At 45.3% G+C, this 21,681-nt stretch carries 15 protein-coding genes, 2 tRNA genes and 3 rRNA genes; 9 read left to right on the top strand and 11 right to left on the bottom strand.

What is annotated here, in order from left to right:
* Nucleotides 1-14: 14 nt before the first annotated feature.
* Nucleotides 15-2,588, top strand: coding sequence for an ATP-dependent chaperone ClpB (clpB, locus tag JK628_RS17410; protein WP_202286206.1), 2,574 nt, complete (start codon nt 15-17; stop codon nt 2,586-2,588).
* Nucleotides 2,589-2,890: 302 nt separating this feature from the next.
* Entirely contained in the window at nt 2,891-3,214 is a 324-nt protein-coding gene (locus tag JK628_RS17405; RefSeq protein ID WP_202286205.1) for a hypothetical protein, read from the top strand.
* 60 nt (nt 3,215-3,274) lie between these two features.
* Here the strand turns inward: JK628_RS17405 and JK628_RS17400 are convergent, their stop codons facing one another.
* On the bottom strand, nt 3,275-3,784 hold the full coding sequence (locus JK628_RS17400; protein ID WP_237524044.1) for a DUF4124 domain-containing protein: 510 nt from the start codon (nt 3,782-3,784) through the stop codon (nt 3,275-3,277).
* An 855-nt stretch (nt 3,785-4,639) separates the two neighbouring features.
* Here JK628_RS17400 and JK628_RS17395 point away from each other — a divergent pair.
* The 7 genes from JK628_RS17395 to rimI all read left to right on the top strand — a co-directional run bounded on the left by JK628_RS17395 (nt 4,640) and on the right by rimI (nt 12,455).
* Nucleotides 4,640-6,182 (top strand): 16S ribosomal RNA (locus tag JK628_RS17395).
* Nucleotides 6,183-6,579: 397 nt separating this feature from the next.
* Nucleotides 6,580-9,484, top strand: a 23S ribosomal RNA gene (locus JK628_RS17390).
* Nucleotides 9,485-9,655: 171 nt separating this feature from the next.
* Nucleotides 9,656-9,771 (top strand): 5S ribosomal RNA (gene rrf, locus JK628_RS17385).
* The 16S, 23S and 5S rRNA genes sit together here, the layout of an rRNA operon.
* A 1,410-nt stretch (nt 9,772-11,181) precedes the next feature.
* Nucleotides 11,182-11,258, top strand: a tRNA-Trp gene (locus JK628_RS17380).
* 200 nt (nt 11,259-11,458) lie between these two features.
* Nucleotides 11,459-11,535, top strand: a tRNA-Trp gene (locus tag JK628_RS17375).
* A gap of 135 nt (nt 11,536-11,670) precedes the next feature.
* Complete coding sequence (locus JK628_RS17370) at nt 11,671-12,021, top strand: DNA polymerase III subunit psi (protein ID WP_202286204.1); 351 nt, start codon at nt 11,671-11,673, stop codon at nt 12,019-12,021.
* A gap of 35 nt (nt 12,022-12,056) precedes the next feature.
* Nucleotides 12,057-12,455, top strand: a complete 399-nt coding sequence (gene rimI, locus JK628_RS17365; RefSeq protein ID WP_202289862.1) for a ribosomal protein S18-alanine N-acetyltransferase — start codon at nt 12,057-12,059, stop codon at nt 12,453-12,455.
* A gap of 82 nt (nt 12,456-12,537) precedes the next feature.
* Here rimI and lipA read toward each other — a convergent pair whose 3' ends face one another.
* The 10 genes from lipA to rsfS all read right to left on the bottom strand — a co-directional run bounded on the left by lipA (nt 12,538) and on the right by rsfS (nt 21,637).
* A complete protein-coding gene (gene lipA / locus JK628_RS17360) occupies nt 12,538-13,503 on the bottom strand; it encodes a lipoyl synthase (RefSeq protein WP_202286203.1) in 966 nt (321 codons plus the stop codon).
* Nucleotides 13,500-14,156, bottom strand: coding sequence for a lipoyl(octanoyl) transferase LipB (gene lipB / locus JK628_RS17355; protein WP_202286202.1), 657 nt, complete (start codon nt 14,154-14,156; stop codon nt 13,500-13,502). Before lipB ends, lipA begins: the two co-directional genes overlap by 4 nt.
* 92 nt (nt 14,157-14,248) lie before the next feature.
* Complete coding sequence (gene ybeD / locus JK628_RS17350; RefSeq protein ID WP_202286201.1) at nt 14,249-14,515, bottom strand: DUF493 family protein YbeD; 267 nt, start codon at nt 14,513-14,515, stop codon at nt 14,249-14,251.
* 131 nt (nt 14,516-14,646) lie between these two features.
* Nucleotides 14,647-15,819: a serine hydrolase gene (locus JK628_RS17345; RefSeq protein ID WP_202286200.1), complete on the bottom strand. Its 1,173-nt coding sequence runs from the start codon at nt 15,817-15,819 to the stop codon at nt 14,647-14,649.
* A gap of 103 nt (nt 15,820-15,922) precedes the next feature.
* Complete coding sequence (locus tag JK628_RS17340) at nt 15,923-16,711, bottom strand: septal ring lytic transglycosylase RlpA family protein (RefSeq protein ID WP_202286199.1); 789 nt, start codon at nt 16,709-16,711, stop codon at nt 15,923-15,925.
* Entirely contained in the window at nt 16,698-17,696 is a 999-nt protein-coding gene (gene mltB, locus JK628_RS17335; RefSeq protein ID WP_202286198.1) for a lytic murein transglycosylase B, read from the bottom strand. Before mltB ends, JK628_RS17340 begins: the two co-directional genes overlap by 14 nt.
* Before the next feature lie 97 nt (nt 17,697-17,793).
* Nucleotides 17,794-18,900, bottom strand: a complete 1,107-nt coding sequence (gene rodA, locus JK628_RS17330) for a rod shape-determining protein RodA (RefSeq protein ID WP_202286197.1) — start codon at nt 18,898-18,900, stop codon at nt 17,794-17,796.
* Complete coding sequence (gene mrdA, locus JK628_RS17325) at nt 18,897-20,753, bottom strand: penicillin-binding protein 2 (RefSeq protein WP_202286196.1); 1,857 nt, start codon at nt 20,751-20,753, stop codon at nt 18,897-18,899. The genes rodA and mrdA overlap by 4 nt, the downstream gene beginning before the upstream one ends.
* Before the next feature lie 84 nt (nt 20,754-20,837).
* Nucleotides 20,838-21,308: a 23S rRNA (pseudouridine(1915)-N(3))-methyltransferase RlmH gene (gene rlmH, locus JK628_RS17320; RefSeq protein WP_020913937.1), complete on the bottom strand. Its 471-nt coding sequence runs from the start codon at nt 21,306-21,308 to the stop codon at nt 20,838-20,840.
* Nucleotides 21,308-21,637 carry a ribosome silencing factor gene (gene rsfS, locus JK628_RS17315; protein ID WP_202286195.1) on the bottom strand — a complete coding sequence of 110 codons (330 nt, stop codon included), beginning with the start codon at nt 21,635-21,637 and terminating at the stop codon, nt 21,308-21,310. Before rsfS ends, rlmH begins: the two co-directional genes overlap by 1 nt.
* Nucleotides 21,638-21,681 lie beyond the last annotated feature (44 nt).

Genomic DNA, 21,681 nt, shown 5'->3' with positions numbered 1-21,681 from the left:
TTATCGGAGGAATTATGCGACTCGATCGTATGACCAATAAATTCCAAATTGCTATATCGGATGCTCAATCATTAGCATTGGGTCGAGATCACCAATTTATAGAACCTGCCCACTTGATGATGGCACTGTTGAATCAAGATGGCGGGTCAATTCACACCCTTCTGACCCAAGCGGGCATTCAAGTGAGTACTCTGCGCTCGTTGTTGAGCCAAGAGCTAGAGCAAAGACCACAAGTAGAGGGGACGGGCGGAGATGTACAGTTATCTCAAGCACTGATCCGTTTACTGAATTTGTGCGACAAGCTGGCACAAAAACGTAAAGACAAATTTATCTCAAGTGAATTGTTTGTCTTAGCTGCGCTTGAGGGCAATGACGCCTTAGCACAGGCACTAAAGAAGTCCGGTGCAACAAAGACGTTAATGGAGTCGACCATAGAACAGATGCGTAATGGCCAAAAGGTTGATGACCCTAACGCGGAAGATCAGCGCCAAGCGCTTAAAAAGTTCACCGTCGATCTTACTGAACGAGCAGAGCAGGGCAAGTTAGATCCTGTTATTGGCCGCGATGACGAAATTCGTCGCACTATTCAAGTATTGCAGCGTCGTAGCAAGAATAATCCAGTATTGATTGGTGAACCTGGTGTCGGTAAAACCGCCATTGTAGAGGGATTAGCACAGCGGATCATTAACAATGAAGTGCCAGAAGGGATCAAAAACAAACGGGTTCTATCTTTAGATATGGGTGCTTTGATTGCTGGTGCAAAATACCGAGGTGAATTTGAGGAGCGTTTAAAAGCGGTTCTTAATGAGCTTTCTCAAGAGGAGGGGCAAGTGATCCTCTTTATAGATGAGCTACATACCATGGTTGGCGCTGGTAAAGGCGATGGTGCAATGGATGCGGGTAATATGCTTAAACCAGCATTGGCACGTGGCGATCTACATTGTGTAGGTGCGACAACATTAGATGAATATCGTCAGTATATTGAAAAGGATGCAGCGTTAGAGCGTCGTTTTCAAAAGGTGCTGGTGGATGAGCCTAATGTTGAAGATACCATTGCTATTTTACGTGGCCTTAAAGAGCGTTATGAGCTGCATCATCACGTTGAGATCACTGACCCTGCAATCGTCGCGGCAGCCAGTATGTCAAATCGCTATATTTCAGATCGTAAATTGCCTGATAAAGCGATAGACCTGATTGATGAAGCTGCATCAAGTATCAGAATCCAAATAGATTCGAAGCCTGAATCTCTTGATCGACTCGAACGCCGTGCTATTCAGTTAAAGCTGGAAGAGCAAGCGGTGCGCAAGGAGGAAGATGAAGCCAGTTTACGCCGTTTGGAAGTACTGCGTACTGAGCTAAAAGAGGTTGAAGCTAAGGCTGCTGAGCTGAATGAAATTTGGCACACCGAAAAAGCTGCCCTCGCGGGTACGCAACAGATTAAAGCTGATCTAGAGCAAGCAAGAATGGATTTAGAGGTTGCCAGGCGAGCGGGCGACTTAACCCGTATGTCAGAGTTACAGTACGGCCGCATTCCTGCACTTGAAAAGCAACTCGACTTAGCGGCGCAAGCCGAAATGCAAGATATGACCTTGTTGCGTAATAAGGTTACTGACGTTGAAATCGCAGAAGTGTTATCTAAGGCGACTGGGATCCCTGTATCAAAAATGCTTGAAGGGGAACGGGAAAAGTTGCTGCAGATGGAAGACGCGCTGCATGAACGTGTCATCGGTCAGAATGAAGCAGTTGATTCTGTATCAAATGCAATTCGTCGTAGTCGAGCCGGGCTTTCTGATCCAAGTCGACCGATTGGTTCTTTTCTATTCTTAGGCCCAACGGGTGTGGGTAAAACAGAACTTTGTAAGTCACTCGCCAAGTTCCTATTTGATACTGAATCAGCACTGGTACGAATTGATATGTCTGAGTTTATGGAAAAGCACTCAGTATCGCGTTTGGTTGGAGCACCTCCTGGATATGTAGGTTATGAAGAGGGCGGTTACTTAACTGAAGCGGTAAGGCGTAAGCCTTATTCAGTCATATTGCTTGATGAAGTTGAAAAGGCACATCCCGATGTATTTAACATTTTACTGCAGGTATTAGATGATGGTCGTTTAACGGATGGCCAAGGTCGCACTGTAGATTTTCGTAATACTGTGGTGATTATGACATCAAACCTTGGTTCTGATGTTATTCAAGCAGGCTTTGGCGAGCAAAGCTACGAAGAGATGAAGTCCAATGTGATGCAGGTGGTGACGCAGCACTTTAGGCCCGAATTCTTAAATCGTGTTGACGAGTCCGTGGTTTTCCATCCACTGGATAAATCCAATATTGCCCATATTGCTAGGATTCAGATAGAGGCACTGCAACTTAGGTTGTCAGAGAAAGACTATGAACTGGAGATCAGTGATGAAGCATTGGCCGTTATTGCTGATGCGGGCTATGATCCGATTTATGGTGCAAGACCGTTGAAGCGAGCTCTGCAGCAAGAGGTTGAAAACCCATTGGCACAAAAGATATTAAGTGGACAGCTTCAGCCTGGTACACCGATACAGGTAACCGTTACCGAAGGGCAACTCTGCTTTACTCAGTAATACTGTGGTAACTCTGTTACTCAAGACGTTTTAAAGTGGCATTAACTAGGGTTGATGCCACTTTTTAATGCATCGCCATCGCCTATCTCGCTGTATAGAGCTACAGCTATACTAATATTTGTAGTGTTAAGCTTACTTGATAGCGGAACTTCCAGTTCATATTACCGATATGTTTGTATTATCCAATTATTCAACAATACTCAATATTATTAAAATTAGTATAGCTAGCAGCTAGTATCTGCTTTTTAGTATAAATGCTAATGGCTACTACTAAAGCTTGTTCGTGACAGGGAGAGAACAGTATGAAACGTCAGTTAGCAATAATCGTTTTAACGTCAATGGTAATGGTAGGCTGTGCTAACTCCAGTGATAAAAAAGAGCAAACGTCGGCGCCCTACATAGGCGAAGGTAATAAAGAGTATGAGAGCCTATATCATTATGGATATTTCCGAGGCTGTAAGAATGCTTATGTAATGAAGAAGCAACAAGCAGAGCTTTATGATTCGGTAGCAAAAGATACAGCCCTTGATGGATTAGATAAATTTGATGATGGTTGGGCAGCAGGCCTTAAAGCATGTGAAGGTGGTGTACAGTATTCTATGTATAACCTTGGTGCGGGTAAGTAGCTAACGTTTAGAAACGGGCTTCTGCGGAGTCTGTTTCTAAGTCTTTTTAGTCAATATTAATTACTTTTGGCAAAATAAAGAGATCCGCTCTTTTTGCTCGGCTATAGTAGCTTGTCGCTGCCCCTCGGTCATTGCCACGGTTTTGCCAGTTTCTTTACTCCTTTTATTAAGTTTTGAATGGCTCGTTAATACACTAAGGCTGTGCTTAGCACTTTCGCATATTGATTTTGCTTGTGCTTTATCTGATTCATTTATTGCGAGTGCAGCTCTTTCTAGCTCTGTCGGGGCCTCTGCTAATTTGGACGAGTTGGTTGGAGATACACTGCCTATTTTTCCAGGCTTTATATCTTCGCTATACATTTTTTCAGCGTTTTGTTGCTCTGGAGGCTCCTGAGTAAAATGAGTTACGCCATCTTCATCAACCCATGTATAGATTTCGCTAGCATATAAATTACTGCTAAACAGACTCGCTATGAGTAACAAGCTACTGAGCATTACCCAAAGTGATTGAGTGGATATAAATGGAGCTACTTTATATTCCGCGACACCATTAGCTGGATCAAATACCATTATTCACCTTCCATAGTTATATCTATGATTAGTTTTGACGATGAAACGAGTGTTCCTCATGCTAGCGTGAACACTATATGAATAGCAACAGATCTCATATTCCCATCCTACTTGAAGATGCTCGTGTCATCGTCAAAACAAAGCATGTAAGCAACAGTCTTCTTTAAAATGACCTATCAAGAGGTAAATCAACCAAAGTGTTAAGCCAGTGAAATTAGTGTAAACGGCCGTTTTAGACATGTTTTGGATGATATATGTACTTTGTGGGTGGATTTTGCACGGGTTGAAACCTTATTTCATTTTTATTGCACTTTTTAGTATTTAACCCCTTGTGCTCTTGTTAGATTTCCCTATAATGCGCATCCACTGACACGGCACAGGAGGCCAACAGCTTAGGTTGTACGGGACTTGCAGCAGTGTTAGAGAGTTAAACTTCTTCGGAGATTTGATTCAGGTGACAAGCGCTTTAAGGGCTTCGGGTAATGATTGATTTCACGAGAGTGGTTAAGAAATCATCGCTTGAAAAACTTCTTAAAATAAGCCCTTGACGCCGACACTGGAGAGTGTAGAATACGCCTCCTCAAGCCAACGACCTAGCGTCTTCGGCGACATCTGAAAGATTGATGTCACGCTCTTTAACAATATGACAAGCAAATCTGTGTGGGCACTCACAGGTGTTGAGTTATTCGAAATTGCTTCGCTCCTCTCTAGTAGAGGACGAGCAATCAAAAATATTAACTCAATGAACCACTGAGTGACCATAGCAATATGTAAACTTCGAATATCTTCGGATATTTGAAAAACAGTATAATTCATTGAGCCGCTTTGCTCTTAACGGGGTAAAGCAAAAAACTTTAATTGAAGAGTTTGATCATGGCTCAGATTGAACGCTGGCGGCAGGCCTAACACATGCAAGTCGAGCGGAAACACAAGGGAGCTTGCTCCTGAGGTGTCGAGCGGCGGACGGGTGAGTAATACCTAGGTATCTGCCCAATCGAGGGGGATAACAGTTGGAAACGACTGCTAATACCGCATACGCCCTACGGGGGAAAGGAGGGGACCTTCGGGCCTTCCGCGATTGGATGAACCTAGGCGGGATTAGCTAGTTGGTGAGGTAATGGCTCACCAAGGCGACGATCCCTAGCTGGTCTGAGAGGATGATCAGCCACACTGGAACTGAGACACGGTCCAGACTCCTACGGGAGGCAGCAGTGGGGAATATTGCACAATGGGCGAAAGCCTGATGCAGCCATGCCGCGTGTATGAAGAAGGCCTTCGGGTTGTAAAGTACTTTCAGCGAGGAGGAAAGGTTGTTGGTTAATAACCAACAGCTGTGACGTTACTCGCAGAAGAAGCACCGGCTAACTTCGTGCCAGCAGCCGCGGTAATACGAGGGGTGCAAGCGTTAATCGGAATTACTGGGCGTAAAGCGTACGCAGGCGGTTTGTTAAGCGAGATGTGAAAGCCCCGGGCTCAACCTGGGAACTGCATTTCGAACTGGCAAACTAGAGTCTTGTAGAGGGGGGTAGAATTTCAGGTGTAGCGGTGAAATGCGTAGAGATCTGAAGGAATACCGGTGGCGAAGGCGGCCCCCTGGACAAAGACTGACGCTCATGTACGAAAGCGTGGGGAGCAAACAGGATTAGATACCCTGGTAGTCCACGCCGTAAACGATGTCTACTCGGAATTTGGTGTCTTGAACACTGGGTTCTCAAGCTAACGCATTAAGTAGACCGCCTGGGGAGTACGGCCGCAAGGTTAAAACTCAAATGAATTGACGGGGGCCCGCACAAGCGGTGGAGCATGTGGTTTAATTCGATGCAACGCGAAGAACCTTACCTACTCTTGACATCCATAGAAGCCGAAAGAGATTTTGGTGTGCCTTCGGGAACTATGAGACAGGTGCTGCATGGCTGTCGTCAGCTCGTGTTGTGAAATGTTGGGTTAAGTCCCGCAACGAGCGCAACCCTTATCCTTATTTGCCAGCACGTAATGGTGGGAACTTTAGGGAGACTGCCGGTGATAAACCGGAGGAAGGTGGGGACGACGTCAAGTCATCATGGCCCTTACGAGTAGGGCTACACACGTGCTACAATGGCCGGTACAGAGGGTTGCAAAGCCGCGAGGTGGAGCTAATCTCACAAAGCCGGTCGTAGTCCGGATCGGAGTCTGCAACTCGACTCCGTGAAGTCGGAATCGCTAGTAATCGTAGATCAGAATGCTACGGTGAATACGTTCCCGGGCCTTGTACACACCGCCCGTCACACCATGGGAGTGGGCTGCACCAGAAGTAGATAGCTTAACCTTCGGGAGGGCGTTTACCACGGTGTGGTTCATGACTGGGGTGAAGTCGTAACAAGGTAGCCCTAGGGGAACCTGGGGCTGGATCACCTCCTTACCTATACGACTAACTCGCATCTGAAGTATGCAAATACGTTTGAGTGTCCACACAGATTGCTTGTTCTCCTTATCTCTTAATTGAGTTGAGGCGAGCGACAAAATATCCTGCCTTGTTGCAGTGATATCGTTCTTTAAAAATTTGGAAAGCTGATAGTGTTAATCTGAAAGGGATAGCAGCTACGATTTATCGTATTGTTATTTATAGGATTAGCGCGAAATTAAAAAATTGAGTTCTAAACACTTAAACATTAAGTGTCTTGGCTTGTGACTTAACGGTTACGAGTTAAAAATTCTAATTTTGGCGAAAGTAGAAACCATTAGTTACGATACGACTGTTTTGAGCTTACCCGCTTGAAACAACGATTATTTCTCATAGAGACTTATTTGGGTTGTATGGTTAAGTGACTAAGCGTATATGGTGGATGCCTTGGCAGTCAGAGGCGATGAAGGACGTAGTAACTTGCGAAAAGCGTTGGCGAGCTAGTAACAAGCATTTGAGCTAACGATGTCCGAATGGGGAAACCCACTCACATAAGTGAGTATTACAACATGAATACATAGTGTTGTGAGGCAAACCCGGGGAACTGAAACATCTAAGTACCCGGAGGAAAAGAAATCAACCGAGATTCCCCTAGTAGCGGCGAGCGAACGGGGATTAGCCCTTAAGCGTAGAGGGTGTTAGTGGAATGTGTTGGAAAGCACAGCGGCACAGGGTGATAGCCCCGTACATGAAAACTAACTTTACGTGAAAACGAGTAGGACGGGACACGTGACATCTTGTCTGAACATGGGGGGACCATCCTCCAAGGCTAAATACTCCTGACTGACCGATAGTGAACCAGTACCGTGAGGGAAAGGCGAAAAGAACCCCTGTGAGGGGAGTGAAATAGAACCTGAAACCGTATACGTACAAGCAGTGGGAGCGGTTCTTGAGACCGTGACTGCGTACCTTTTGTATAATGGGTCAGCGACTTACATTTTGTAGCGAGGTTAAGCGAATAGCGGAGCCGTAGGGAAACCGAGTGTTAACTGCGCGTTTAGTTGCAAGGTGTAGACCCGAAACCCGGTGATCTAGCCATGGGCAGGTTGAAGGTTGAGTAACATCAACTGGAGGACCGAACCGACTTATGTTGAAAAATGAGCGGATGACTTGTGGCTGGGGGTGAAAGGCCAATCAAACCGGGAGATATCTGGTTCTCCTCGAAAGCTATTTAGGTAGCGCCTCGTACGAATACCATTGGGGGTAGAGCACTGTTAAGGCTAGGGGGTCATCCCGACTTACCAACCCTTTGCAAACTCCGAATACCAATGAGTACTATACGGGAGACACACGGCGGGTGCTAACGTCCGTCGTGAAAAGGGAAACAACCCAGACCATCAGCTAAGGTCCCAAAGTTATTGCTAAGTGGGAAACGATGTGGGAAGGCTTAGACAGCTAGGATGTTGGCTTAGAAGCAGCCATCATTTAAAGAAAGCGTAATAGCTCACTAGTCGAGTCGGCCTGCGCGGAAGATTTAACGGGGCTAAGCAATACACCGAAGCTATGGGTTTGCTAGTTTACTAGCAAGCGGTAGAGGAGCGTTCTGTAAGCGGTTGAAGGTGAAGGGGTAACCCACACTGGACGTATCAGAAGTGCGAATGCTGACATGAGTAACGATAAAGGGAGTGAAAAACTCCCTCGCCGAAAGACCAAGGGTTCCTGTCCAATGTTAATCAGGGCAGGGTGAGTCGACCCCTAAGGCGAGGCCGAAAGGCGTAGTCGATGGGAAACAGGTTAATATTCCTGTACTTCTGCTAACTGCGATGGAGAGACGGAGAAGGCTAGGCTAGCGCGGCGTTGGTTGTCCGCGTTTAAGGCTGTAGGCAGTATTCTTAGGCAAATCCGGGAATACGCATTAAATTGCAATGCTGAGAGTTGATGACGAGGTCCTAAGGGACTGAAGTAGTTGATGCCATGCTTCCAGGAAAATCTTCTAAGCTTCAGGTTAGTAGGAATCGTACCCCAAACCGACACAGGTGGTTGGGTAGAGAATACCAAGGCGCTTGAGAGAACTCGGCTGAAGGAACTAGGCAAAATGGTACCGTAACTTCGGGAGAAGGTACGCTGCCGACGGTGATGGGACTTGCTCCCTAAGCTGTTGGCAGTCGCAGATACCAGGTGGCTGCAACTGTTTATCAAAAACACAGTACTGTGCAAACTCGCAAGAGGAAGTATACGGTATGACGCCTGCCCGGTGCCGGAAGGTTAATTGATTGGGTTATCTTCGGAGAAGCTCATGATCGAAGCCCCGGTAAACGGCGGCCGTAACTATAACGGTCCTAAGGTAGCGAAATTCCTTGTCGGGTAAGTTCCGACCTGCACGAATGGCGTAATGATGGCCACGCTGTCTCCAGCCGAGACTCAGTGAAGTTGAAATTGCGGTGAAGATGCCGTATACCCGCGGCTAGACGGAAAGACCCCGTGCACCTTTACTATAGCTTGGCACTGAACATTGAACCTACATGTGTAGGATAGGTGGGAGACTTTGAAGCTTTGTCGCTAGATGAAGTGGAGTCAACCTTGAAATACCACCCTTGTAGTTTTGATGTTCTAACCGCGGCCCCTGAATCGGGGTTCGGGACAGTGCCTGGTGGGTAGTTTGACTGGGGCGGTCTCCTCCCAAAGAGTAACGGAGGAGCACGAAGGTTGGCTAAGTACGGTCGGACATCGTACGGTTAGTGCAATGGCATAAGCCAGCTTAACTGCGAGACATACACGTCGAGCAGGTACGAAAGTAGGTCATAGTGATCCGGTGGTTCTGTATGGAAGGGCCATCGCTCAACGGATAAAAGGTACGCCGGGGATAACAGGCTGATACCGCCCAAGAGTTCATATCGACGGCGGTGTTTGGCACCTCGATGTCGGCTCATCACATCCTGGGGCTGAAGTCGGTCCCAAGGGTATGGCTGTTCGCCATTTAAAGTGGTACGCGAGCTGGGTTCAGAACGTCGTGAGACAGTTCGGTCCCTATCTGCCGTGGGCGTTGGATGATTGAAGGAAGCTGCTCCTAGTACGAGAGGACCGGAGTGGACGAACCGCTGGTGTTCGGGTTGTTATGCCAATAGCATTGCCCGGTAGCTACGTTCGGAATCGATAACCGCTGAAAGCATCTAAGCGGGAAGCGAGTCCTAAGATGAGTCATCCCTAGGAATTTAATTCCTCTAAAGAGCCGTTCGAGACTAGGACGTTGATAGGCAGGGTGTGTAAGCGTTGTGAGGCGTTGAGCTAACCTGTACTAATGACTCGTGAGGCTTAACCATACAACCCTGATGGGTTTTGTATGAGACTGATGTTTCGACAGAAACCAGAATTAGAAGCACTTAATGTGTGTGTAAGACTCAATAATTTAATATTACTTGCGGTAGCGAGTATCAGCTTTCTAAACTTTTTACCTTTAGCTTTTTAAAAGCTGAAAGTAATAACCAAATTTGTCTGGAAACCATAGAGCTGTGGTCCCACCTGATCCCATTCCGAACTCAGAAGTGAAACACAGTATCGCCGATGGTAGTGTGGGGTTTCCCCATGTGAGAGTAGGTCATTTCCAGGCGCCTAATTTCTCGAAAGAGAGTATTAAGCCCGTTGCTAACGCAACGGGCTTTTTTACGTCGCGATTTGTGGTTTTGAGTCGTTATGAGTATGGATCAACGGCATTTTTCCCAGCTTTAAAACGAGAGCCACTATGTGGTCAATATGCCCATGTGTCCACTTTGAGGAGGATAATAAGGAGTAGCTCATTTCCTGACGCGACTTTTTCTAATATCGGTCTCGTAAGAGAGTGAATAGCCTGTTGCTAGCGCAACGGGCTTTTTTATGTCTGCGATTTGTGGTTTCGAGTCATTACATGCAGGGTTTAATGACTCTGAGTATTGGCATTTATAGCTGTGTGGTCGATATGCCCAAGCGGCGCCCGCGAGGATAATAAGGAGTAGGTCATTTCCAGACGCGACTCTTTCTAATATCAGTCTCGTAAGAGAGTGAATAGCCTGTTGCTAGCGTAACGGGCTTTTTTACGTCTGCGATTTGTGGTTTCGAGTCATTACATGCATGGTTTAATGACTCTGAGTATTGGCATTTATTGCTATGTGGTCGATATGCCCATGTGTCCACTTCGAGGAAAATAAAGAGTAGCTCATTTCCAGACGCGGCTGTTCATCACCTCTGTCTCGAGATAGAAGCGATAAATACCTAGTACTTTGTGGGGGGGGATTTATTCGTTTAACAGCTTTTGAATGGTAACTCTCACAAGGGGAATATGATAGGTCGATAATTGCTCCTGCATTATTCTCCCTTTGTCCATCCTTGGCATCGTAGCTCCTATATCCACATAGTCGTGCATAATCGACACTTCCACCATCAATGGCGGTGTAGGGTGAATATCGCAATAGCGATGTGCTTACGGCCGAAAGTTGCCCCAACACTTTCTGCACTCCCCCGAATCCTTGTTAGTCAGCGCGGAGCTCTAGCGTAGCTGGCGATTACAGGCGCCGACTCTTTCTAATTATCGAGCTGTAAGAGAGTGAATAGACCGTTTCTGAAACTTGGTGTCGTTGCTGTTTCAGGGCGTCTTGATTGACAAAGGAGGTTACAAGTCTTCAGTTGCGCTAGTGGATGCAATATGCAGTAAATATCTGATGCGCCGTAAGTGATCTCGTACTCGGTATCAATAGACTCTCTGATACCTTCGGCGATCAATAACTCTAATTTTTAGAGGATGCTGCCTAATGGGGAGTGAGGATGTAACTGTATAGCGGCTAGGCGGATTAGATAAGAGCTACCTCTCTTGCTTTAGCTATTGCTTGGGAGGTGGGAGATAAGCAAAATAGGCCAATATCAGCACGTTGTTGTGCAATACCTGAACCTTGATAGTGCTTCTGCGTAAAAAAAATGCAGTCAGTAGCTTTAGTCTTAAAAAGTACTTTACCTTTTCAGTCAGTTTACGCATAGTGACGTCTTCAACAGGGGTGTAGCTCCAATTGGTAGAGCGGCGGTCTCCAAAACCGCATGTTGTGAGTTCGAGTCTCCCCACCCCTGCCAAATTCGAAAAAGCCGAGCACCAGCTCGGCTTTTTTACATCTGCAATTTTTCTCATACTTATTTGGCTTTGTTATTTTGATTTCTTTTAGTTAATTAGCGTTGTTATCTTTGTGTTGGCCGAAAAACCTGCAGTCGATAGCCTTTATATAAAAAAGTACTTTACCTTTTAGGTCTGTTTACGCATAATGCGTGTCGTCAACAGGGGTGTAGCTCCAATTGGTAGAGCGCCGGTCTCCAAAACCGGATGTTGTGAGTTCGAATCTCCCCACCCCTGCCAAATTAGAAAAAGCCGAGCATTAGCTCGGCTTTTTTGCATCTGCAATTTAGAAATCTCAATGTTAGGATTAGATGGCTTCACAAGCTTGTGAGCGAACTGTTATCCTTGCTTATTATTATGACCATTAGAGCCAGTATGAAATCAAGCGACTACTTAGATGCCATGGGAATAACTCGTTGGGTAAAGCCTGAATTGAAAGCTGAAATCTCAACGGTATTAGTGAGCCCGCGAAGGCTTACTGAGATTGATAGTCCCATTATTTCTAAAGTACTTGAGATGCTTGGTTATGATCGTGAGCACATACGGTTTGCGACCAGTGCAGATAAGCACTCAAAAGTCATTTGGGATATGCGTGGTAAGCCGGTGCAATATGATGACAATATATTAATGTCGGCTCCCATTAATGAAATTGAATCTAACCCTGAAGCCAAGAAGTTGCTATGGCGTAATATGCAGCCTTTCATAGTACAAAAGGATTCAGAGTGACAGTTATTCCTCTTACCGAGCTATCAGCGCCTCAGATGGCACTGATAGCAGCCAGTGCACATAGCCACCCTATGAGCGAGTCGACAATCAAAACCTGCTTTGGCGCTTTATATACTTGCTTAGGCGCCTATGAAGGTGATGAGTTGTGTGGTTTTGCTATATTGCATCAGATCTTTGAAGACGCGACCTTAATGGATATCTGTGTTGAGCCTCAGCATCAAGGCGAAGGTTACGGCAAAGCTTTGCTTGATAGGGTGATTGACCAAGCTCAAGCTAACGGGGCTGAAGTGTTAATGCTTGAAGTGCGAGAGTCAGGCGTTGGTGCTAGGGCATTATATGTAAAGGCAGGCTTTGAGCTGTCAGGAGCCCGAAAAGGTTACTATAGAACTGCTGGCGAGCCTGAAGATGCCATATTGATGACGCTGACCTTTTAGAGTGTACAAGTGGTATTAGCATTAGATAAAAAAATAGCGCCAGATAGGCGCTATTTTTTTATCTTTTCTCACTCAAGCAAAGTTATTTAACTTCTTTACCGAGTGCTTGAAGATCTGCATGGTAGCTTGAACGAACTAAAGGACCGCAGGCTGCATGAGTAAAGCCAATGCGCTCTGCAATCTCTTTTAGCTCATCAAACTCTGCTGGAGGCACGTAGCGCTCAACTGGCAGGTGGAACTTTGACGGTTGCAGATATTGACCTAACGTCAGCATCTCAACATTGTGAGCGCGAAGATCGTGTAGCACTTGAGCGATCTCCTCGTTAGTCTCACCTAAACCCATCATAAGACCAGATTTTGTCGGTACATCAGGGTGACGTTCTTTAAATTTCTTTAGCAGATCGAGTGACCATTGATAGTTCGCACCTGGTCGCGCTTTACGATAGTGCATCGGCGCTGTTTCTAAGTTGTGGTTAAACACATCTGGTGGCTCAGTCGCTAGAATCTCGAGGGCTTTATCGATGCGACCGCGGAAATCAGGCACTAAGGTTTCAATCTTAATTTGAGGATTTAATACCCGTATTTCACGTATACAATCAGCAAAGTGTTGCGCGCCGCCATCTCGAAGATCATCGCGATCTACAGAGGTTATAACCACATACTTAAGTTTCATATCCTTGATGGTCTGAGCGAGCTTTTTCGGCTCTGCAGCATCGGGTTTTAATGGACGCCCGTGTGCAACGTCACAAAAAGGACAACGTCGAGTACAGATAGCACCCAAAATCATAAAGGTGGCGGTACCGTGGTTGAAACACTCTGACAAGTTAGGGCACGAGGCTTCTTCACATACCGAGTGCAAACCATTCTTACGTAAAGCTTGTTTTATCTCAGTAATACGCTGATTCGAAGCGGGTAACTTAACGCGCAGCCAATCAGGTTTCCTCAGCATGGTATCACGCTCAGAAGGGACGACTTTCACTGGGATACGTGAAACCTTGTCAGCGTCTCTTAACTTAACGCCAGGTTGTAATCTTTCAGGCCTATTCATAATGACTCTGGTAATCCTTGATGATGAACTAGGTTGCTTAAACCAAGTTCTTGGCTAAGGGTTTCAACTAACTGCTTGCCAGCTTCTTCGACAGTTTGCGGTCCACCGAGCTGTTTGCATTGGATCATCTCCATTCCGGCGTAACCGCATGGGTTGATCCGTTGAAACGGTGACATGTCCATATCTACATTGAGAGCCAATCCATGGAAAGAGCATCCTTTTCTGATCCGCAGACCGAGTGACGCAATTTTACGCTCTTCAACATACACGCCAGGTGCGTCAGCTTTAGCATAAGCTTCTACATCATAACGTTTAAGCATGTTGACAATACTTTGTTCAATATGGGTGACGAGCTGGCGTACGCCAACTTTGAGTCGTTTGATATCTAAAAGAGGGTAAATGACCAATTGTCCTGGTCCGTGGTAGGTCACTTGACCACCGCGATCTACTTGGATAACTGGAATATCGCCTGGGTTCAAGATGTGTTCACTCTTACCTGCTTGGCCCTGAGTAAATACTGGCGTATGTTCTACAACCCAGATTTCATCTTGGCTGTTCTCATCGCGATTATCAGTGTAGTGCTGCATAGCATGCCACACTGATTCGTAATCTTGCTTACCAAGATGTCGAATATGCAAAGCGCTTTTTAGCAAGGGCAACCTCTCCCCCAAATATAAGTGCGGCTATTATACGCTTCAAATTGATAAATGTAAGACAGATCACATTTATCAGTAATGAGTAATATCTATAGGACGCGTTTTACACCGTCTATTTTAGCTAGTTCGACGTATAAAGTTTCGACATGCTCTTTACTCTGCACTGTCACTCGGATTGTGATTGAATGATAAGTCCCTTTACTTGAGACTTTAGTGCTTGGTACGTAATCCCCTGGGACATGTTTTTGAACAACGGCAACAACACGATCGGCCAATGTTTCATGGGCATCACCAACAACTTTGAATGGAAAAGAGTTTGGGAATTCCATCAATTCATCAAATTTAGTATCTAACATTTTTTACTCTCAGCAATTTCTATAACTGTTATATGGTGTCGATTATAGCGAATTCAAGTGCACTAAGGTGATATCAACGCTATTAAACGCAAGAAGCCACCCTTAGGTGGCTTCAATTTTCATCAGTTTGATTAGCTAAACCAGCCGTCAAACATCTGCTTAAAGTAGTCCATTAACTGACTAAACCAGCTGCCTTCGTTTACTTCTTGCAACGTCACAAGTGGGAATTGCGCAATATCTTTACCATTCAATTGGAAGTAGATACGGCCAACCGTTTCACCTTTGGCAATAGGGGCTTTTAGCTCCTTGGTTAGCTCAAAATTAGCTTGTAGGTTTTTCGCTTGTCCGCGGCTAATAGTGATTGGTGTCTCAGTGGTGACACCAAGATCAATGGTTTCTCTGTCGCCGTACCAAATTTTTTGAGTAACGAAGCTATCGCCTGCCTGGTAAGGGGTGACGGTTTCGAAAAAACGGAAGCCGTAATTGAGTAGCTTTTTACTTTCAGCTTTACGTGCTGTCTCGCTTTTAGTACCCATGACAACAGAGATAAGACGCATGCCATCTTTAGTCGCTGAGGTCACTAGGTTGTAGCCAGCACCCGATGTATGGCCAGTCTTAATACCATCAACGTTTAGGCTTTTATCCCATAAAAGTCCGTTACGGTTATATTGCTTGATACCGTTATAGGTAAAAGATTTTTCTTTGTAGACAGCATATTCATCTGGCACATCACGAATGATAGCGGCGCCAAGAATCGCCATATCATAGGCCGTTGTTTTGTGGTTATCTGAATCGAGACCGTGAGAGTTTTCAAAGTAACTGTCTTGCATAGCTAGCTGCTTAGCCCATGAATTCATCAGATCGACAAAGCCATCTTCAGTGCCTGCGATATGTTCAGCCATTGCAACACAAGCGTCATTACCAGATTGTATGATAATGCCCTTGTTGAGCTCTTCAACCGAAACGGTTTTACCGACTTCGATAAACATTTTCGATGAATCGGGGAAGTTCTTTGACCAAGCCTTTTTACTGATGGTCACTTCATCGGAAGGTGATATGTTGCCCACTTTAATTTCATGACCAATAACATAACTGGTCATCATTTTAGTTAGACTGGCTGGATTTAAGCTCTCGTAGGCATTGTCTTCCGCAATAATTTGGCCAGTATTATAATCCAATAGGACATAGGCTTTAGCGGCAACGGTTGGTGCATTTGGCGTAACAACAGGAGCTGCTTGTGCAGAAAAGGCGGCGACTGAGGTCGCGAGCAAAAGCGTTTTTATAGGTTGGTTTAATAAATTCATATTAATCATGCACGTCTTTATGTTTAGGTATAATGAAAGCGAAGTTCCGCAAAGTATATCATTAGTCGACAAGCTAATTCGCACTAGGTTCATTAATCTTGTTTCATTCTGTTATCAAATAGCTTTGCGGGTAACCTTGCTGTTTGAGTGTTTCTGTCAGTTTGTTTGCTAGCTGCGCTTGTCCAATCGGGCCAAGCTGTAAGCGGTATAGTTTGTTCGATTCTTGTACTCGGCTGTTTACTTGGTATTTTTTCTCAAGCTCATTAGCTAAAAGGTCCAAGCGTGTTTTGTTTGAAGACGCCACAATTTGGATAAAATGCAGCGCAGTTCCTTTTAGCTCCGCTAACGCAATTGATTCAGGATTGGCAATATAGATCACCTCAAGGCTGACATTGGCAGTGCCCGTTTTCAACATATCGAGTCTATGAGCGGCGGCATAGGACAGATCGATAAGCCTGTCTTCATGAAAAGGCCCGCGATCATTAACACGAACAATTACGGTTTTATCATTTTTTAGGTTGGTAACCCGCACATAACTTGGCAGTGGCAAACTCTTGTGTGCCGCTGACATTGAGTACATATCGTAGGTTTCACCATTAGAGGTTAAATGGCCATGAAACTTAGCGCCATACCATGAGGCTATGCCTTTTTCTTGATAACCTTCGCCGCTATCCATGACTTGATAGTTTTTACCTAAAACAGTGTAATTTGCCTTGTTGCCTCCGCGGCTATAGGGCTCAAACTTCGGGTGAGCGTCTTCAACTTTTGATACATCGGGTGCCGATGTTGGTGCTTTATCATCAGCAATATCGTAGCGGCTGTTTTGGCTGCTAGAGCAAGCTGCCAAAATACTTGCTAATAAGATGACAGCGAGGGCGTTAGTGCGTTGCATAAGCTTGTTCAAGTTCCTGACTAAACTGGTATACCGCCATCGCATAAAGAGGGCTTCGGTTATAACGGGTGATGACATAGAAGTTCTTTAAACCTAGCCAGTACTCTTCCTTATCTGTCTGCTCTAATTTAACCACCAGTGCTGGTTTGGATACATCGATATCGATTGATTCAGCTAACGCGACACTAGGGGACAAAATATCAGCAATAGTATAATGCATCTTCTCGCCGGACCATGTCTTAACTGTATCAGGCAATGCTTTAGTCAATGTTAATTCTACTGCCACGGGCTGGTTTTGTTGCCAGCCATGCTGATGAAAGTAATTAGCCACGCTACCAATGGCATCAACCGGGCTATTAAGCAGATCTCGGCTGCCATCATTATCAAAATCTACCGAGTAATGACGGTAACTGGATGGGATAAATTGGCCAAACCCCATTGCACCAGCATATGAGCCTTTTAAGCTATTAATATCAAGATTTTCCTCTTTTACTAATGCTTGTAAATTAGCAAACTCACTGCGGAAGAAGGTGGCTCTAGGCGGGTAATGAAAGCCTAATGTGTACAAAGCGTCTTTAACAGGATAGTTGCCCATATAACCGCCATAGAAAGTTTCGATACCTATGATAGCGACAATGATTTGTGGATCAACATTGAACTCTTTCGAGGCTTTATCTATGGTCGAGGCGTGTTCTTTCCAGAATTTGAGTCCTGCCGCTAGACGTTTGTCAGTTAGAAAAATTGGGTAGTATTGATGCCAAGGTTTAGCTTCCCAAGGCTTGGTCATTGCATCTATAACGGCTTGGTTAAACTCAGCATTGTCGATAAAATCTTGAGTTTCTGTATCACTAAAGCCTTTAGCATATTGAGTTTTAATAAACTCAGCTTTTAGTTCGTCGACCGAAGGCTCTGTGGTGTTTGCGAATGCGGAGCTCGATAAAATGGCCAGCGCTAAAGGCGCTACAAAACGGTTTAACAGTGTCATCTGCTATTTAATCCTCAATGTCGATTAAACGCTTACAGTGATACCTGAATACGGTAAACGTTGTCGAGTTAATAATTCTGTTTGCTTGTGGCTAATGTTATCTATCAATGAATCGTCTGTGAGTATGAATACTCATTAAGATCCCAAACCCGGTCATTAATGTCAGCATAGAGGTACCACCATAACTGATTAACGGCAGAGGTACACCTACCACAGGCAATAAGCCCGAAACCATGCCTATATTGACAAATATATACACAAAGAAAGTTAAGGTTATGCTGCCTGCCAATAACCGAGCAAAGCTGGTTTGGGCGCGAGAAGCGATAACGAGACCCCGACCGATAACATAAAGATAGAGTGCCAATAGCAGCAAGCTGCCGATAAGACCAAACTCTTCACCAATGACGGCGAAGATGAAATCTGTATGTCGCTCAGGTAAAAATTCGAGCTGGGATTGAGTACCATCGAGCCAACCTTTGCCCCAAAGTCCACCAGAACCAATAGCGATTTTAGATTGAATTATATGGTAGCCTGCACCAAGGGGGTCTTTTTCAGGATCAAGTAGTGTTAGTACGCGGGTGCGTTGGTAATCATGCATGAAGAAAAACCACAGTGCGGGCAACATAGCTAATACTGTACCGATAAAGCCACCGACAATTCGCCAGCTCATACCTGATAAGAAAAGGACAAATATCCCCGATGCGGCGACCAAGATTGAGGTGCCTAAATCAGGCTGCTTGGCAATGAGTAACGTTGGCACCAGTAAAATGACTAATGCACCGGCTAAGTAACGCTTCTTAGGGGGCAGTGGGAATTTACTGATATACCACGCCATTGTGATTGGAAAGGCGAGTTTAATTAATTCTGAGGGCTGGAACTCCATAAAACCAAGGTTGAGCCAGCGCTGTGCCCCTTTATTTATTTCACCAAAAAAATGTACCCCAAGTAATAATATTATCCCCGCAAGATAGATGGGGAATGCCCAGCGGCGAAAGACTTCAGGGTTTATCTGGGCTACGGCAAACATGATCACCAGTGACAAGCCCATACGCACTAACTGACGATCCATTAATGCTAAATCCTCACCGCCAGCGGAGTAGATTACCACGAGCCCAAAGCCCATTAGTGCTAATAGCCCAATTAACAGTGGCAAGTCGATATGAAGGCGCTGCCAAATATTTGGACGATGGTTGTGTGCACTCATTCTTTTTTGTCCCATGAATCTCTTAGTAAATACTCATCAAGTAGCGCTCGCGCTACAGGGCCTGCGTTCCTGCCTCCCCAGCCCGCATTTTCAAGTACTACAGCGAGTACAATAGTGGGGTTCTCATAGGGGGCATAGGCGATAACCAATGCATTGTCTCTTAGACGTTCATCAATCGTTTCGGCGTCGTATTTGGCATCTTCTGCAACACTGAATACTTGCGCTGTACCGGTTTTCATTGCTGCCGTATATTTGGCGTCGGTGAAACGAGACTTGTGTGCGGTATCTCGCATGGCCTCATTAACGATGTCCCAGTTGTCGGGGTTTTTAAGTACAATTGGCGCAAGTTCATCGGCTGGGGTGTCTATTTTTGCCGTTTGATCTTGAATAGATTTGAGCAGATGTGGCACAAAACGACGGCCTTTGTTGGCCATAATAGCGGTTGCATTAGCTAGCTGTAGTGGCGTTGTAGTCCAGTAGCCTTGGCCAATACCGACTGAAATAGTATCGCCTATATACCAAGGCTGGTTATAGCGCAGACGTTTCCAATCTTTTGATGGCATGATACCAGCAGACTCTTCAAATATATCGACACCGGTTCGCTCACCAAAGCCAAAGGGTTCCATAAAGTTGGCGATAGCATCGACACCGGTTTTATAGGCTAAATCATAGAAATAGGTATCACAAGAACTGATAATCGCACTGTTAATATCAACCCAGCCATGGCCCCAACGCTTCCAATCTCGGTATTTACGTTCAACGCCTGGGATCTGCCAAAATCCTGGATCCCATATGCGAGTTTTCGGTGTAATCGCTTTAGTCTCTAAGCCTAACAGCGCTAGATGTGGCTTCACTGTCGAAGCCGGTGCGTATTGCCCTTGAGTCGCGCGGTTAATTAAAGGGCGTGATTTTGAGCTCAACAGCTCGTTATAAGCTCTGCTGCTAATGCCATGTACAAATGGGTTTGGATCGTAAGTTGGACTTGATAGGAGGGCCAGTATGCCGCCATCTCTAGGATCAATAGCCACTACAGAACCACGGCGACCATTGAGTAGTTCCATGGCTTTTTTTTGTAAATTAAGATCTAAGGTTAAGTAGATATCTTGTCCGGGAACCGGAGGCTCCGATTTTAACGTGCGAATGGTTCTGCCACGGTTATTCACCTCCTCTTCAAGGTGGCCAGGCTTACCAAGTAACATGCTCTCGTAAAACTTCTCGATACCCTGCTTCCCAATATCTTTGGTTGCGGCATAGTTACTCCACTTGTTATTGCGCTCAAGTGACGCCTTGTCACGACTGTTGATTTTCCCTACATAGCCCAACGCATGAGTCATTAGGCCATCGTAAGGATAATGGCGTTTTAGGCCAGCTTCTATGGAAATACCAGGGAACCGATATTGATTGACACTAAACTCGGCGACTTGCTCTTCGGTGAGTTTGTTTTTAATGGTGAGAGGCTTAAAACGTCTGTGGTATTTGAGCGCCTCGATAACACTGTCTTTTTCATCATCAGTAAGAGAGATGACTTGGCTTAGTTCATCCAAAGTATCACTGATGTTGTTAACTTTTTCGGGCACCATCTCTAAAGAGAAGAAAGGTTGGTTCTCCGCAAGTAACTGTCCATTGCGGTCATAAATAAGTCCACGACTTGGGGCTACGGGGACGACTCTGATGCGGTTATCGTTGGAGCGTGTTTCATAATCTTTAAATGAGAGAATTTGCAGCTGATAGAGGTTGACGAGGAGTAAGCTCAGCAGAATGAACACACAAAGGAAAGTAAACAGAGCGCGACGTTTAAACAGCGAGGCTTCAGCCGCATGGTCGTTCATGGTAATGCGCTTTCTAGGGGACACTTACATTTTCTCCTGCTCAAAAAAAGGTGCCAGGCACATAGCTTATTGCTGTAAAGGTAAGGCTAACTTAATGTAAAGTCGATATTATTCTCTATGATAAGGGTGATTATTATTAATACTCCAGCCTCGATAAAGGCTTTCAGCAACAATCACTCGGACCAAAGGGTGGGGAAGAGTTAACGCTGATAAGCACCAACTTTGCGCTGCTGCTTTTTTACAGTCGGGTGATAGCCCCTCGGGGCCGCCAATTAACAGACTGACATCTCGGCCATCAAGTAGCCATTTGTTCATCTGCTGCGCCAACTCGGGTGTCTTCAGGTTTTTACCTGGAAGGTCGAGGCTGACGATATGGTTACCCTTAGGGATTGCAGCCAACATTAACTCGCCCTCTTTTTGGAGGATACGAGCTATATCGGCATTTTTACCGCGTTTGCCAGCGGGGATTTCAATTAACTCAAGCGCCATATCTCGAGGAAAGCGGCGCTGATATTCTTTAAAACCTGTTTCGACCCAATCTGGCATGCGGGTCCCTACTGCAACTAACTGAATTTTCATTATTCAGGTTTTTCTGACCATAGCTTTTCAAGCTGGTAGTAGTCGCGAGTTTGGTCTTGCATTACATGCATGATGACATCGCCTAGGTCAACAAGAACCCATTCGCTGCTTTCACGGCCTTCTACGCCTAAAATCTTTAGGCCAGCGCGCTTTGATTCAACCACTAAGTTTTCAGCGATTGCTTTAACATGAGTTTTTGAATTACCAGTACAAACCACCATAAAGTCGGCGATGTTAGATTTATCAGATACGTCCATTACAACAATATCTTTGGCTTTAAGGTCTTCAACCTTATCGATTACAAATTGCTTTAGCTCGGCGCTTTCCACGCGGATACCCCATTAATTTTTAGACAGCGCGATAGTATAGCAGG

This window comes from Shewanella sp. KX20019, assembly GCF_016757755.1.
Classification (GTDB): domain Bacteria; phylum Pseudomonadota; class Gammaproteobacteria; order Enterobacterales; family Shewanellaceae; genus Shewanella.
This window is presented reverse-complemented; position numbering and strand designations above follow the sequence as displayed.